Origin of the sequence: Aliiroseovarius sp. PTFE2010, assembly GCF_049943335.1 — a bacterium.
Taxonomy (GTDB): domain Bacteria; phylum Pseudomonadota; class Alphaproteobacteria; order Rhodobacterales; family Rhodobacteraceae; genus JBNFVY01.
In genome coordinates this window covers 353,277-366,699 of record NZ_JBNFVY010000003.1, presented here as the reverse complement: position 1 = coordinate 366,699, position 13,423 = coordinate 353,277, and the positions used below count along the sequence as shown (strand labels likewise).

Sequence of the window (13,423 nt, the reverse complement as noted above, 5' to 3'; positions counted from 1 at the left end):
GGACCAGACCATGGCTGAACGACATCGCTCGAAAGACGGTCAACGCGAAACCAAGGAAATCTTGGGGGACGCACCGGAAAATCTGGAAAGCCCATCGGGCGCAGGCCGCAAGGGCGGCAACATCGCGCGCAAGGTGGGAACCCGCGACGAAGGCAAACGCCATGACGAGACCTCGGCCGGGGCCACGCGCGTCTTGGCTCAGGATCAAGATGGCAGCGGCGACAAGGAGAAAGTGTGATGATCGAATTGACACATGCGGCTTGGGTCTTGATCGCAGATGGCGAAAAGGCGCTGTTTTTGCGCAATGTGACCGACGGCGCCGATCCGTATCTGGATGTTATTCGCAAGGAAGAGCAGGACAACCCCAAGGACATCGATCAGTCGGCCAACCGGCCGGGACGGATGGCCGATACCGGGCATGGCCAGCGTTCGGCGCTGGATGACACCGATTGGCACGAGCTGGCCAAGGAACGGTTCGCCAGCGATCTGGCCGATATGCTTTACAAACAGGCCCACAAAGGCGCATTCGATGCCATCGTGCTGGTCGCTCCGCCCGAAACGCTGGGCGAATTGCGGGCAAACCTGCACCAAGAGGTGAAGAACAAGGTCATTGGCGAAGTGCCAAAGACGCTGACCAATCATCCCGTCGATGAAATTGAGAAAATTGTCAAAAAAGAACTGGAGTCCGCTTAGAAGGCCCGCAAAGCGCGTTCAAGCGCGTCTACAGTATCGACAGGGGTAATGCTGTCGAGCAGGTTGATCGATGCAAAACCTTCGTCCACCACATGGGCGACCAGCCCGATCAGCTTGTCCCAGTAACCGCATGTATTCAAAAGATAGATCGGCTTGTTGTGCAGGCCGATCTGTCGCCATGTCAGGACCTCGAAAAATTCGTCGAGCGACCCCGCACCCCCCGGCAGAACCACGATGGCGTCGGCATTCATGAACATGACCTTCTTGCGTTCGTGCATCGTTTCGGTGACCACAAAGCTGGTCAGGTCGCGTTTGCCGACCTCTTTGCCCATCAGATGGGTGGGAATGACACCAAAGGTCTCTGCGCCGGCGGCCTGCGCCGATTGGGCAACAGCGCCCATCAGGCCGACGTCGCCCGCGCCGTACACAAGGCGCCAGTCGTGCCTGGCCAACATTTCGCCCACTGCGCGGGCATCGGCCGCATAGGCGGCCCGTGTCCCCAGCCGCGATCCGCAATAGACGCAGACAGACTTCTTTATTTCAGTCATAAGGCACCGGGCTTCAAAGGGTTTTGACCGGTTTAACCCGTGTTGTTATGCTTGCTCAAGCGCTATCACGGGACCTGGCGCAGGGGGGATCGATCCGACATGGAAAATACCAGTTCAGGGGTCGGTAGCGGGCGCATTTTGCTTTGGCTGTCCGCGTTGTTGGTGGCCGGGGCCATCGCTGTGGTCGCGTGGTTTTTTCGCCCCCAAGGGGAAGCGGACACGGCGCTGACGGACAACACGGCGCAGCAGGCAGCGGACGCCATTGCGACCGAATCTGGCGCAACGGCGCCGACCACCATTGCAGACGGTAAGTCTGCCCCACAGGTCAAACAGCGCCCGGATCCTATGGCCGTCGAAAACCACGCCCAGCCACAGGCCCTACAGACTGACCAGAGCGGAGGGATTGCACAGACAGACCCCGAAGCGGCGGCTGCCTTAGGCGGGGCCAGCATCCCCGATGAAAACGCCACCGGCGCCGGACCGGGCCGTGAAACTGCGGCCCCTGATGCGACCACCCCCACGCAAAACCCGATCGGCCGCACAGACCTGCACCGAATTGCACCGGACGGGGCCGTGACGATCGCGGGGCAAACGGGCGCCGATCAGACCGTTTCAATCCGCATGGGCGGGCAGGAAATCGCGACAGCGCGGGCAGGGGCCGATGGGTTCTTTACCGCCCTGTTCGATATTCCTGCGTCTGATCAAGCACGTGCGATGCGGGTCGGATTGATGAAAAATGATGGCAGTTTCAACGAGTTCGCCGTTGTCGCTATCGCGCCGGGGCAGGTTCGCGCCCGCGCCGTGGCCGTCGCTTCTGACACCGACGCGCAGATCGCGCCGCACGACCAAGCAGCACAAACGGATGAACCTACTCAGCCCGCCACGAGCGTCGGTTCTGAAACACGCGACAACGCCGGGCCGCACAGCGCAGCGCCGAACGTGATCGTTGCGGACGCCAGCGGTGTGCGCCTTGTGCAGCGCGCCGATTCTGCGGCTGGCCCCACGCGCGATTTGTCTATCGACACAATCACCTACGACGCCGTCGGCGAAGTTGAATTGTCGGGGCGTGCGGCGAACGGGGGATTTGTGCGTCTCTATGTCGACAACGCGCCGATCGGAACCGCTCAGGTACAGCCAGATGGCCAGTGGCGCAGCACGCTGCCCGGGGTCGATACCGGCGTCTATACCTTGCGGGTGGACCAGATCGATGACACGGGCCGCGTGACATCGCGCGCTGAAACCCCTTTCCAGCGCGAAGCTAGTGCGCAGTTGGCTGCCATGCAGCCCGATGCGCAGGCGCAGGCCGCGCGCGCGGGCATCGCGCAGATCACCGTCCAGCCTGGAAACACGCTTTGGGGAATTGCGACGGACAGCTACGGCAGCGGGTTTCTTTACGTCAAGGTCTTTGAGGCCAACCGCGACGCGATCCGCGATCCCGACCTGATTTATCCCGGTCAGGTTTTCGACGTACCGCATGACTGAGCCATGCCATGCATTGGCGCAGGCCAATTGTTTGGGCCGGGGTCTTTCCCTTGAGTGCAGAAGCGCTTAGCTAGGTGCTCCGTCAAAGGAGAGCCGCATGGCCCGTCGTCACGCCACACTGACCACCACCGAAATGCCCGCAAACAGTGGACAGATCGTTGCCAAGGTCTGGCCATATCTGTGGCCGGACGGGCAGGGGTGGGTCAAGCGCCGCGTGGTTCTGGCGATGCTGACATTGCTGGCGGCAAAGCTGGTCGTGGTGTTCACGCCATTCCTTTACAAGGCTGCCGTGGATGTGCTGGCGGGCGAGGCGCCGGCCCAAGGATTGGCCATGGGCATTGGCGCGATCGGGTTGACGGTCGCCTATGGGATGGCCCGCCTGATGAATGTCGGGTTCAACCAGTTGCGCGATGTGATTTTTGCGCCCGTCGGCCAAAGGGCGCTGCGCACGCTGGCATTGGAAACCTTTACCCATATGCACCAGCTGTCGATGCGCTATCACATCACGCGCAAGACGGGTGGGCTGTCGCGCATTATCGAGCGGGGCGTGAAGGGCGTCGAATTCCTGCTGCGCTTCATGCTGTTTTCTATCGGGCCGCTGATCCTGGAACTGGCACTGGTTGCGGTCATCTTGGCGTGGAAGTTCGATCTTTGGTATCTGGCCGTCGTGTCGCTCACCGTTGCGGCCTATGTCGCCTTTACCTTCAAGGTGACTGAATGGCGTGTGAAAATCCGCAAGGAAATGAACGATCAGGACACCGATGCCAACCAAAAGGCCATCGACAGCCTGCTCAATTTTGAAACGGTCAAGTATTTCGGCGCCGAGGCCCGCGAGGCACAACGCTACGATGCATCGATGGAACGCTACGTGGATGCGGCGCTTCGCACGTCTTATTCACTGGCTTTCCTGAACTTCGGGCAGTCGCTGCTGATCTCGGGCGGGTTGGTCGGGGTGATGATCCTGGCGGCCGTCGGGGTGCAAAACGGTCAATTGACCGTGGGCGACTTCGTCATGGTCAACGCCTACATGATCCAGATCACCATGCCGCTCAATTTTCTTGGCACGGTTTACCGCGAAATCCGCCAGGCGCTGGTGGATATGGGCGAGATGTTCAACCTGCTCGAACAACCATCCGAAGTGATCGACAAGGCGGACGCCCAGACGCTGCGCGTGCCGGACGGGCGGGTCGAATTTGACGACGTCAGCTTTGGCTATGATCCAGCGCGACCCATCTTGCACGGCGTGTCGATGTCGGTCGCGCCCGGGAAGACGCTGGCAATCGTGGGGCCGTCGGGTTCGGGCAAGTCCACGATCGGCCGGCTGCTATTTCGGTTTTATGACGTCACGGGCGGCGCGATCCGGATTGACGGGCAGGATCTGCGCGATGTCACCCAGCTCAGTCTGCACGACGCCATCGGGGTGGTCCCGCAGGACACGGTGCTGTTCAATGATACCATTCGCTACAACATCGCATACGGGCGCGATGGCGCCACCATGGCCCAGATCGAGGACGTCGCCAAATCTGCGTGCATCCACGATTTCATCATGTCCCTGCCCGAAGGGTATGACACCCAGGTGGGTGAACGCGGTCTGAAGCTGTCGGGCGGGGAAAAACAGCGCGTCGGGATTGCGCGCACCTTGCTCAAAAACCCGCCGATCCTGATCCTTGACGAAGCGACCAGCGCCCTGGACACGCAAACCGAGCGTGACATTCAGGACAGCTTGCGTCTGGCTGGTGAAGGGCGCAGCGTGATCACTATCGCGCATCGCCTGTCCACGATTGCCGATGCCGACGAGATCATCGTGCTGGACGCGGGCGAGGTCGTGGAACGCGGAACGCACGACCAGCTGCTGACGCAGGGCGGGCGCTATGCCTCGATGTGGTCCCGGCAGGCGGCCGAAAACGACGAAGCGGCCTGATTTCTCTGGTCGCGGAAAGTCTGCCTGTTTTTTGGACAATTTGGTATTGCGGGTTATCTTTGGGCGGTGGCGCGGATGCGCGCATGTCGCGTCCATCGCGTTACGAAAAAATAGTGAAACGAGGGAAATATGGCGTCGAATTCCGAAACCGGCCTGTTGATCGACACGATCGACTATGAGGTCGGACAGGACAATATTGAAACGCAAATCGGCCCGTTCGGCCTGGACATACACAATCCGGTTTTCATCATCGCGGGCGCGGGCATCGTTTTGTTCGTCCTGGGCACGCTTTTGGCACCCGAGGCGGCAACGGGCCTGTTCGCAGGAATGCAGAGCTGGGTGACCGGCAATTTCAGTTGGTTCTTTTTGTTGGCGGGCAACATTTTCGTGCTCTTTTGCCTGTTGCTGATCGTCACGCCACTGGGAAACGTTCGTTTGGGCGGCAAGGATGCGCGCCCTGACTATGGATACGTGGGTTGGTTCGCGATGCTCTTCGCCGCGGGCATGGGCATCGGGTTGATGTTCTACGGGGTATCGGAGCCGCTGACGCATTTCAGCACGTCCGTGGCCGAAGGGGCCGGCTCTGCCGACAGTTGGGCGCCGCTGGCCGGCGCACCCGGAGACCAGGCCGGCGCCGCCCGGCTGGGCATGGCCGCCACGATCTATCACTGGGGCTTGCACCCATGGGCGATGTACGCGGTGGTGGCGTTGGCACTTGGGTTGTTCAGTTACAACAAAGGCCTGCCCCTGTCGGTACGATCCGCTTTCTACCCGATCTTTGGAGAGCGCGTTTGGGGCTGGACCGGCCATATCATCGATACCGTTGCGGTATTTGCCACGCTCTTCGGGCTGGCGACATCGCTGGGTTTCGGGGCCGAGCAGGCCACGGCGGGGTTCACCTATCTGTTCGGCATGCCCGATGGAATCTGGCCAAAGGTCATTTTGATTTGCCTGATCACCGGTGTCGCAACCATTTCGGTGCTTGCCGGATTGGACGCCGGCGTCAAGCGCGCGTCAGAAATCAACATGGTGCTGGCCGCGCTGTTGCTGCTGTTCGTCCTGATCGTCGGGCCCACCGGGGACATTCTGTCGGGATTTGTCGGCAGTCTGGGGGCTTATGTGGTGGAACTGCCGGCGCTCAGCCAACCGTTTGGCCGTGAAGATGCCAATTTCAGCCAGGGTTGGACGGCGTTTTACTGGGCGTGGTGGATCAGCTGGTCGCCGTTTGTCGGCATGTTCATCGCGCGTGTCAGTCGCGGGCGCACGGTGCGCGAATTCATCATCTGCGTCCTTCTGATCCCGTCTCTGGTTTGCGTGCTGTGGATGAGCGTTTTTGGTGGCACGGCCATTGCTCAGGTCATCAATGACGGATTCATGGGCGCAGCCGAGGCGGCGTTGCCGGTACAATTGTTCGAAATGCTCAGCCACCTGCCGCTGTCCGGGATCACGTCGTTGATCGGGATCGTGCTGGTCATCGTGTTCTTTGTGACGTCGTCAGATTCGGGATCGCTGGTGATCGATACGATCACGGCGGGCGGCAAGACCGACGGTCCCCTGCCGCAGCGGGTGTTCTGGTGCGTGTTCGAAGGGCTGGTGGCAATCGCGCTACTGATGGGCGGCGGGCTGGCCGCGCTGCAGGCGATGGCCGTCACGACCGGGTTTCCGTTCGCTTTCCTTTTGTTGCTGATGTGCGTCGCAACATGGATGGGTTTGCGCCAGGAACGTAAACTGGGCAACTGATCCACGTTTGACCGCATGCGCCGCCCGGCATTGACGATCCGGGCGGCGCTGTTTTTTGCGTGATCCAATTGATAGCGCGTGGCGTATCCTGGGAAACACCGGAGATCCAATGAGCACCCCTGGCCCCGTCATCCTTTGGTTCCGCCGCGACCTGCGCTTGCGCGAGAATCCCGCGTTGATCGCTGCGGCGAAAGCGGGCGCCGTGATCCCGGTATTTGTCTTGGACGAGGTAGTCGAAACCCACGCGGCCGCGCCGAAATGGCGGCTTGGACTGGGGGTGGGGCAGTTGGCCGAAACCCTGCAGGGCGCGCAAAGCCGGCTGATCCTGCGGCGTGGAAAGGCGGCGGATGTTCTGCGCGCGCTGGCCCGCGAAACCGGGGCAAAGGCCGTGCATTGGAACCGGCTTTACGATCCCGACAGCATCGCGCGCGACAAAGAGGTCAAATCCACGCTGCACGATGCAGGGGTCGAAGCGGTGTCGCACAACGGCCATCTTTTGTTCGAACCGTGGGAGGTAGAAACAAAGCAGGGCGGGTTCTACAAGGTCTATTCGCCGTTCTGGCGGGCGGTCAAGGATCGCCACGTGCCCGGGCCGCGCCCCGCGCCCGATCTGGGTGCGCCAGCCGATTGGCCGGTCAGTGATACGCTGGATGACTGGAAGATGGGGGCGGAAATGCGGCGCGGTGCGCAGGTGGTTGCGCGGCACGTCCATGTTGGCGAAGACGCTGCCAGCGCGCGCCTGCACGCCTTTACCACCAACCAGATCGACCACTACAAGGCCAAGCGCGACTATCCTGCGTCGGGGGCTTGCTCGGGCCTTTCTGAAAACCTGACCTACGGCGAAATCAGCCCGCGCGCGGTCTGGCACGCGGGCCTGCGCGCATGGAACGAAGGCAAAAAAGGGGCTGAGCATTTCCTGAAGGAACTGGTGTGGCGCGAATTTGCCTATCATCTGCTTTTCCACACGCCGCGCATCACTGACCACACCTGGCGTGAGGAATGGCGCGCCTTTGACTGGCGCCCAGACAGCAACGATGCCAAAGCCTGGCGCCGCGGTATGACCGGCGAGCCGTTCGTCGATGCGGCGATGCGCCAGATGTACGTGACCGGCACCATGCACAACCGGGCACGGATGATCGTGGCCTCGTACCTGACTAAGCACCTGCTGACCCACTGGCGCGTCGGTCAACGGTGGTTCGAAGAGTGCCTGATCGACTGGGATCCAGCCAGCAACGCGCTTGGCTGGCAATGGGTTGCAGGCAGCGGACCGGATGCGGCACCGTATTTCCGGGTCTTCAACCCCGCCACGCAGGTCGACAAATTCGACCCAGACCACGCCTATCTGGATGCGTGGATCGCCGAAGGCCGCGACACGCCCAGCGATACCGCGTTGTCCTACTTCGACGCTGTACCGCAGCGTTGGGGTCTGTCCCCCGATCAACCCTATCCCGACCGCATCGTCGGCTTGAAAGAGGGGCGCGAGCGGGCTATTTTGGCCTATCAAGGCCTGAAATAGCCCGAAAAACCTGGAATTGATCAAATATTTGCCACAGTTTTCCGACAGGGTTTGCTGCACAATACCGATGAAACCATTGCGAAACGGGCGGCCGAACCGGGCCGGATAAGCACATGTTGACCTTTCCAAAAGCCGTTGCAGGCGTGTTTTTTGCCGCTTTGGCATTCTTTGCTTCGGGGTTGGTTGTGAACTACCTGCCCGAAGGTACGCAGCTTGGAATTTACTACTATGTGAATGCCACCGTGGGGTTCATCATGGGATGGAAATTCCTGGGCAAACGCGCCTATGACACGTTCACGCAAATGCTCGGGTTCGGGGTGACGACCAGCGTTTTGATTGTCTTTTGGTCTTTGCTGGTCTTTGGCGGCTACGAGATGTACGAAAAATCCATTCGGTTGCGGTATGACGGCCCTGTGGAAGCGCTGGTCGGCTGGGTTCAGAACGGGATGGAATACGGTCTGCTGGTTCTGAACGCGGATGTGATGTTGACGCTGCTGATCGGCGGTGTCATTGGCGGATGGATGGTACATTTCTTTGCTCAACGCACCTCTTGAACCGTGGTTTTTGGTGACCTGGTCCTAGGATCGGCCTTTCGCAACGATGGCTTGGCGCGCGCCGTTCTGGGCGACGTGACACTTGTCCCCGTCTCTTTGACCGGACTGAGAGAGGTTCCCTCAGGTGCTGTTTGCGGCCATGTCCCAGAAGATGGCGCCACTTGCGATGCCCTGATGTGCCCACAGTTGGTGGGCGAAGGCGGCGCCCGTCTCGATTGGCTGATGGCGGTGATGGGATTGGTCCCGGCGGCGGTATCGGCGGGGCAGGGCAGGGTCGTGGCCTATGTGCCAAAAACATCCCCCCGCCCACAGGTGAGGGTTGACCCGGGCGTGCTCGGCGAAGCGATGAGTGAACTGATGGCCTGTAAGGGGCGATTCAGCCCGTCGGCCAGTTTCGCGCGGCTTGACCAGATCCTTGTCCGCGCCGCCAGCCGGCATCGCGCCCGGACCGCGCCAGCAGTACCCGCGATCGATGCCGCGGCGCAGGTCGCACAGACCCGCCATCCCTACATGAACTACTTCACGCTGGTCGAACAGGATATCGCCTTTCCGCGTTTCGATGGCACGCTATCCAGCACCGTGACCCGCGCGGCCTTTGTCAGCGGTGATGCGGTGACGGTTTTGCCCTATGATCCGCCGCGCGACCGGGTTCTGATGATCGAGCAGTTCCGCTTTGGTCCTTGGTTGCGTGGGTCTGGCAATCCATGGTGCATAGAGGCGATCGCGGGTCGGATCGATCCGGGCGAAACCCCTGAACAGGCGGCGCGGCGCGAAGCGGTCGAAGAGGCCGGTCTGACTCTGGGGCGGTTCCATTCCGTCGGCAACTACTACCCGTCGCCGGGCGCGGTCACCGAATATCTCTATTCTTACGTGGCCGAGGCCGATCTGCCCGACGGTTGTGAAGGGTTGGGCGGTGTCGAGGGCGAACACGAGGATATCCGGTCGATGATCTGGAGCTTTGACGAATTGATGCATGCGGTGCGAACGGGTCGGTTGGACAATGGCCCGGCGTTGATGTCGGCGCTTTGGTTGCAAGCGCATCGCACGCGGTTGCAGACCGGGGCCTGACGTCGCGCGTTCCTTGCGGCGCGCCATTTGCGTACCGGCGTCCCAAACCACCCAGATCTTCTGGAACAGACCGTTCTTTCCGGCTGTGTTCTGCTTGAGTTTCTGCCGCGCCGCACCTACACATTCAAAGAACCGCACAAGAACCGGAGGGGGCCCATGCGCGTGAACAAGGATCTGGCCGAGGCCATCGGAAACACCCCGCTGATCCGACTGAACGGACCTTCGGATGCCACCGGGTGCGAAATCCTGGGCAAATGCGAATTCCTGAACCCCGGCCAGTCGGTCAAGGACCGCGCCGCTCTTTTCATTATCCGCGACGCGGTTGAAAAAGGGTTGCTGAAACCTGGCGGCACGATTGTCGAAGGCACGGCGGGCAATACCGGGATCGGCCTTGCGCTGGTGGGTGATTTCATGGGGTTCAAGACCGTGATCGTGATCCCCGAAACCCAAAGCCAGGAAAAAAAGGACATGATCCGCCTGGCGGGGGCAGATTTGGTGCAGGTGCCGGCAGCGCCCTACAAGAACCCCAACAATTATGTGCGCTATTCGCAGCGGTTGGCCGAACGGTTGGCACAGTCCGAACCCAATGGCGCAATCTGGGCGAACCAGTTCGACAACGTTGCGAACCGCCAAGCGCATATCGAAACAACCGGCCCCGAAATCTGGGATCAGACCGACGGCAAGGTTGACGGGTTCATCTGCGCGGTAGGATCGGGCGGCACGCTGGCCGGTGTTGGCATGGCGCTGCAACCGAACGGTGTCAAAATCGGGTTGGCCGACCCGATGGGGGCTGCGCTCTATAGCTATTACAAGACGGGCGAATTTGCGTCCGAAGGCTCTTCGATCACGGAAGGTATCGGTCAGGGCCGGATCACCGCGAACCTTGAAGGGTTCACCCCGGACATGGTGTATCAGATCCCCGACAAGGAAGCGCTGCCTGTCGTATTCGACCTGCTGGAAAACGAAGGTCTGTGCCTGGGTGGTTCGTCTGGGATCAACGTGGCCGGTGCGATGCGTATGGCGCGCGAAATGGGGCCCGGCCACACGATCGTTACCGTGCTGTGCGATTACGGCAACCGCTATCAGTCCAAACTGTTCAACCCCGCGTTCCTGAAGGAAAAGGGTCTGCCGGTTCCCCAGTGGCTGGATCGCCCGCCCCGGAACCTGCCCGAGGTTTTTCAGGATTGATGCGACGCCTGCACGCCCTGTTGCTGTGGGTTCTGGTCACGCTGGTGCCAGCAAATGGCTGGGCGCAAGACACGACCGGGCCTGTCGCTGAGGGCGCGCAGCAGCAAGACACGGGCAGTCAAGCGGGCGGGTCGGACGTCGAACCGAACGTTCCGATCAATGACGAAATCGCAGACCTGCCGGGCATTGATTACGACGCTTGGGAACGTTTGGCCACGCGCACCGAAGATGCCTTGCGCACCGAGCGCGCTTCAAATGCGGCCTTTGAAACGCTCAGGTCAGAACTGGTCGACGCACGGCAAGAGTTTTCCAATGCGCAAGACATCAACGCCACGCTGATCGACACGTTGCAGGCCCAGATTGACGCGTTGGGTCCGCCGCCCGCAGAGGGCGAACCAGACGAACCCGCTTCAATCGCGTCCCGGCGCGCGACGCTGACCGCCAGGATGGGCGAATTGACAGCGCCGCGCCGCGCCGCAAGCGAAGCCTATGCGCGGGCCGATGCGCTGATCGGGAACATCGATGCCTTGCTGCGCGAACGCCAAGCCAGTGAATTGTTGAAACTTGGCCCCAGCCCCTTGAACCCGACGACCTGGCCGGATGCGGTGGGGGCCGCGCTCGGGACTTATAGCGCCATCGCGCGCGAGGTGCGGACTGCAGCGGCATCGCCAGTGCGGCGCAACGAACTGCGCGAAAGCCTGCCTGCTGTGATTCTCTTTGTCGCGCTGGCGGCGATCCTTCTGGTGCCGGGGCGCAGGTGGGTTGAACGCATGGGCGACAAGCTCAAGGCTCGGGCCCGTGGGCGCACAGTCGGGCTGGGTGCTGCGTCTTTCGTGTCATCGGTGGCCCAGCTGACCCTGCCTTTGCTCGGGGCGGCGGCTCTGGTTTCTGCGGCCCACGCGACAGGGTTGCTGAACCTTCGCTCTACGGTGTTGGTCAACGGGTTGTTTTCGATCGCGTTCGGTTTCTTCGTGGCCCGCTGGGTCGCGCGCCGGATTTTCCCGGCCGTGGACAGTCCGCGTGAATCCTTGATCCCGGTCACCCCGATCCAACACGCCGAGGCCCGCATCTATGCCAGCTTGCTGGGCGCGCTGGTGGGTCTGTTGTTGCCGATCCAGGAGTTCGCAGACCTGGACGGCTATTCTGCCGGCACGCTGGCCGTTCTCAGCTTTCCGGTCACCGTCTTGGGCGGGGTCCTGTTGTTTCGGCTGGGCCAGATCATCGCGGCCGGAAGCCGCCCGGTGACCGAATCCGAGGCCGGATACGGAAGTTTCCGCATTACAGCCCTTCGCGCCGTTGGTCAGTTGGCGATGGGCATCGGGATCGTGGCGCCCGTGGTCGCGGCTGTCGGGTATCAGGGGGTTGCCGAAGCCTTCTTGTGGCCATCGGTGACCACGCTGGCCTTGATCGGCATTTGGGTCGTGCTGTCGCGCGTGGCGACCGAAACTTATGCTTTGGTCACGCGCAAGGATGAAGAAGCGCTGGAAGGGTCGCTGCTGCCGGTTCTGTTCACTTTCCTTCTAGCGTTCCTGGCGATTCCGTTGCTTGCCCTGGTCTGGGGGATGCGGGTTGAACAACTGATCGAACTGTGGACCCGTATCAAGGCGGGGTTCCAGGTCGGTGGAGTAACGATTTCACCGTCGAACTTCCTGACATTCGCCATCGTTTTCGCAATCGGGTATGTCATCACACGGCTGGTGCAACAGGCGCTGGCATCAAGCGTCTTGCCCAAGACCAAGCTGGATCTGGGCGGGCGCAATGCGGTCCGGGTCGGCGTGGGATATGTCGGGATATTTCTGGCCGCGCTCATCGCGATCACCACCGCCGGGATTGATTTGTCGTCGCTGGCCATCGTGGCTGGCGCCTTGTCGGTGGGGATCGGGTTCGGTTTACAGACCATCGTATCCAACTTCGTGTCCGGCATTATTCTGCTGGTGGAACGTCCGATTTCCGAAGGTGACTGGATCAAGGTCGGTGACCAGATGGGGTTCGTGCGCGACATTTCGGTTCGCGCCACACGGATCGAAACGTTCGACCGCACCGACGTGATTGTGCCGAATGCCGATTTAATTTCCGGGCAGGTCACCAACTATACCCACGGCAATTCCGTGGGGCGCCTGATTTTGCCGGTTGGCGTTGCTTACGGCACGGACACACGACTGGTCGACCGGGTGCTGCGCGAAATCGTGGAAGCCCACCCCTTGATTTCGGTGGATCCGGCACCTCAGGTGTTATTCGTAGGGTTGGGCGCGTCGTCTCTGGATTTCGAAGTGCGTGCAATCTTGCCGGATGTCAAAATGATCCTGACGGTTCAAAATGACTTGTTGCACGAGATTACCGCGCGGTTCGGGACCGAAGGAATTGAGATCCCGTTCGCCCAGACCGACATCTGGTTCCGCAACCCCGAAGACCTGCCCGGTGGCAGTGGCGCTGCGACGACGCAAACGCCGCACGCCGCCCAACCCAGCGACGAACCGCCGGTGCCGCCCAAGCCCGTGTCGATCCTTCCCGACCAAGACGATCTGGACAACGGCAGCCCACCAGACGACCCGGCAGGTGACGGGGATGACTGACAGGGACGGGTGGGCGCCCGTTCCAGGGCCCAAAAGCCAGCCCATGTCTGCGATCACCTAGGCGGGGTCCCGCTTCGCCGTCTGCACCTTTCTGGCATCGGCTTTGCGTACCAGCCGGTGGTCGCCCGTATCGAACCCGC

At 61.3% G+C, this 13,423-nt stretch carries 11 protein-coding genes; 10 read left to right on the top strand and 1 reads right to left on the bottom strand.

Annotation, left to right across the window (positions count from 1 at the left end):
- Window positions 1-10 precede the first annotated feature (10 nt).
- Window positions 11-238: a hypothetical protein gene (locus tag ACP2AV_RS07820; RefSeq protein ID WP_426372135.1), complete on the top strand. Its 228-nt coding sequence runs from the start codon at window positions 11-13 to the stop codon at window positions 236-238.
- A complete protein-coding gene (locus ACP2AV_RS07815; protein WP_426372134.1) occupies window positions 238-693 on the top strand; it encodes a host attachment family protein in 456 nt (151 codons plus the stop codon). The genes ACP2AV_RS07820 and ACP2AV_RS07815 overlap by 1 nt, the downstream gene beginning before the upstream one ends.
- On the opposite strand, the gene ACP2AV_RS07810 is transcribed toward ACP2AV_RS07815, so the two are convergent.
- Window positions 690-1,241: a TIGR00730 family Rossman fold protein gene (locus tag ACP2AV_RS07810; protein WP_426372133.1), complete on the bottom strand. Its 552-nt coding sequence runs from the start codon at window positions 1,239-1,241 to the stop codon at window positions 690-692. The two genes, ACP2AV_RS07815 and ACP2AV_RS07810, sit on opposite strands and share 4 nt — an antisense overlap.
- A 99-nt stretch (window positions 1,242-1,340) precedes the next feature.
- Between ACP2AV_RS07810 and ACP2AV_RS07805 the strand changes: the two genes are divergently transcribed.
- From ACP2AV_RS07805 to ACP2AV_RS07770, 8 genes are all read left to right on the top strand, one after another.
- The gene (locus ACP2AV_RS07805) at window positions 1,341-2,723 is read left to right on the top strand and encodes a LysM peptidoglycan-binding domain-containing protein (protein WP_426372132.1); all 1,383 of its coding nucleotides are present in this window, start codon (window positions 1,341-1,343) and stop codon (window positions 2,721-2,723) included.
- A 97-nt stretch (window positions 2,724-2,820) separates the two neighbouring features.
- A complete protein-coding gene (locus tag ACP2AV_RS07800; protein WP_426372131.1) occupies window positions 2,821-4,644 on the top strand; it encodes an ABCB family ABC transporter ATP-binding protein/permease in 1,824 nt (607 codons plus the stop codon).
- 129 nt (window positions 4,645-4,773) lie between these two features.
- Window positions 4,774-6,384 (top strand): BCCT family transporter, encoded by a 1,611-nt coding sequence (locus ACP2AV_RS07795; RefSeq protein ID WP_426372130.1) that lies wholly within the window; start codon window positions 4,774-4,776, stop codon window positions 6,382-6,384.
- Window positions 6,385-6,493: 109 nt separating this feature from the next.
- Entirely contained in the window at window positions 6,494-7,900 is a 1,407-nt protein-coding gene (locus tag ACP2AV_RS07790; protein ID WP_426372129.1) for a cryptochrome/photolyase family protein, read from the top strand.
- A gap of 113 nt (window positions 7,901-8,013) precedes the next feature.
- Window positions 8,014-8,454, top strand: a complete 441-nt coding sequence (locus tag ACP2AV_RS07785; protein ID WP_426372128.1) for a TrgA family protein — start codon at window positions 8,014-8,016, stop codon at window positions 8,452-8,454.
- Window positions 8,455-8,457: 3 nt separating this feature from the next.
- Window positions 8,458-9,522 carry an NUDIX domain-containing protein gene (locus ACP2AV_RS07780; protein WP_426372127.1) on the top strand — a complete coding sequence of 355 codons (1,065 nt, stop codon included), beginning with the start codon at window positions 8,458-8,460 and terminating at the stop codon, window positions 9,520-9,522.
- A 156-nt stretch (window positions 9,523-9,678) separates the two neighbouring features.
- Window positions 9,679-10,710 carry a cysteine synthase A gene (locus ACP2AV_RS07775; RefSeq protein WP_426372126.1) on the top strand — a complete coding sequence of 344 codons (1,032 nt, stop codon included), beginning with the start codon at window positions 9,679-9,681 and terminating at the stop codon, window positions 10,708-10,710.
- Window positions 10,710-13,283: a DUF3772 domain-containing protein gene (locus ACP2AV_RS07770; RefSeq protein ID WP_426372125.1), complete on the top strand. Its 2,574-nt coding sequence runs from the start codon at window positions 10,710-10,712 to the stop codon at window positions 13,281-13,283. The genes ACP2AV_RS07775 and ACP2AV_RS07770 overlap by 1 nt, the downstream gene beginning before the upstream one ends.
- Window positions 13,284-13,423 lie beyond the last annotated feature (140 nt).

Excerpts from the sequence above, each read along its gene's own strand:
- ACP2AV_RS07820 (WP_426372135.1), top strand. The coding sequence starts at position 11 with ATGGCTGAACGACATCGCTCGAAAGACGGTCAACGCGAAACCAAGGAA.
- ACP2AV_RS07815 (WP_426372134.1), top strand. The coding sequence starts at position 238 with ATGATCGAATTGACACATGCGGCTTGGGTCTTGATCGCAGATGGCGAA.
- ACP2AV_RS07810 (WP_426372133.1), bottom strand. The coding sequence starts at position 1,241 with ATGACTGAAATAAAGAAGTCTGTCTGCGTCTATTGCGGATCGCGGCTG.
- ACP2AV_RS07805 (WP_426372132.1), top strand. The coding sequence starts at position 1,341 with ATGGAAAATACCAGTTCAGGGGTCGGTAGCGGGCGCATTTTGCTTTGG.
- ACP2AV_RS07800 (WP_426372131.1), top strand. The coding sequence starts at position 2,821 with ATGGCCCGTCGTCACGCCACACTGACCACCACCGAAATGCCCGCAAAC.
- ACP2AV_RS07795 (WP_426372130.1), top strand. The coding sequence starts at position 4,774 with ATGGCGTCGAATTCCGAAACCGGCCTGTTGATCGACACGATCGACTAT.
- ACP2AV_RS07790 (WP_426372129.1), top strand. The coding sequence starts at position 6,494 with ATGAGCACCCCTGGCCCCGTCATCCTTTGGTTCCGCCGCGACCTGCGC.
- ACP2AV_RS07785 (WP_426372128.1), top strand. The coding sequence starts at position 8,014 with ATGTTGACCTTTCCAAAAGCCGTTGCAGGCGTGTTTTTTGCCGCTTTG.
- ACP2AV_RS07775 (WP_426372126.1), top strand. The coding sequence starts at position 9,679 with ATGCGCGTGAACAAGGATCTGGCCGAGGCCATCGGAAACACCCCGCTG.
- ACP2AV_RS07770 (WP_426372125.1), top strand. The coding sequence starts at position 10,710 with ATGCGACGCCTGCACGCCCTGTTGCTGTGGGTTCTGGTCACGCTGGTG.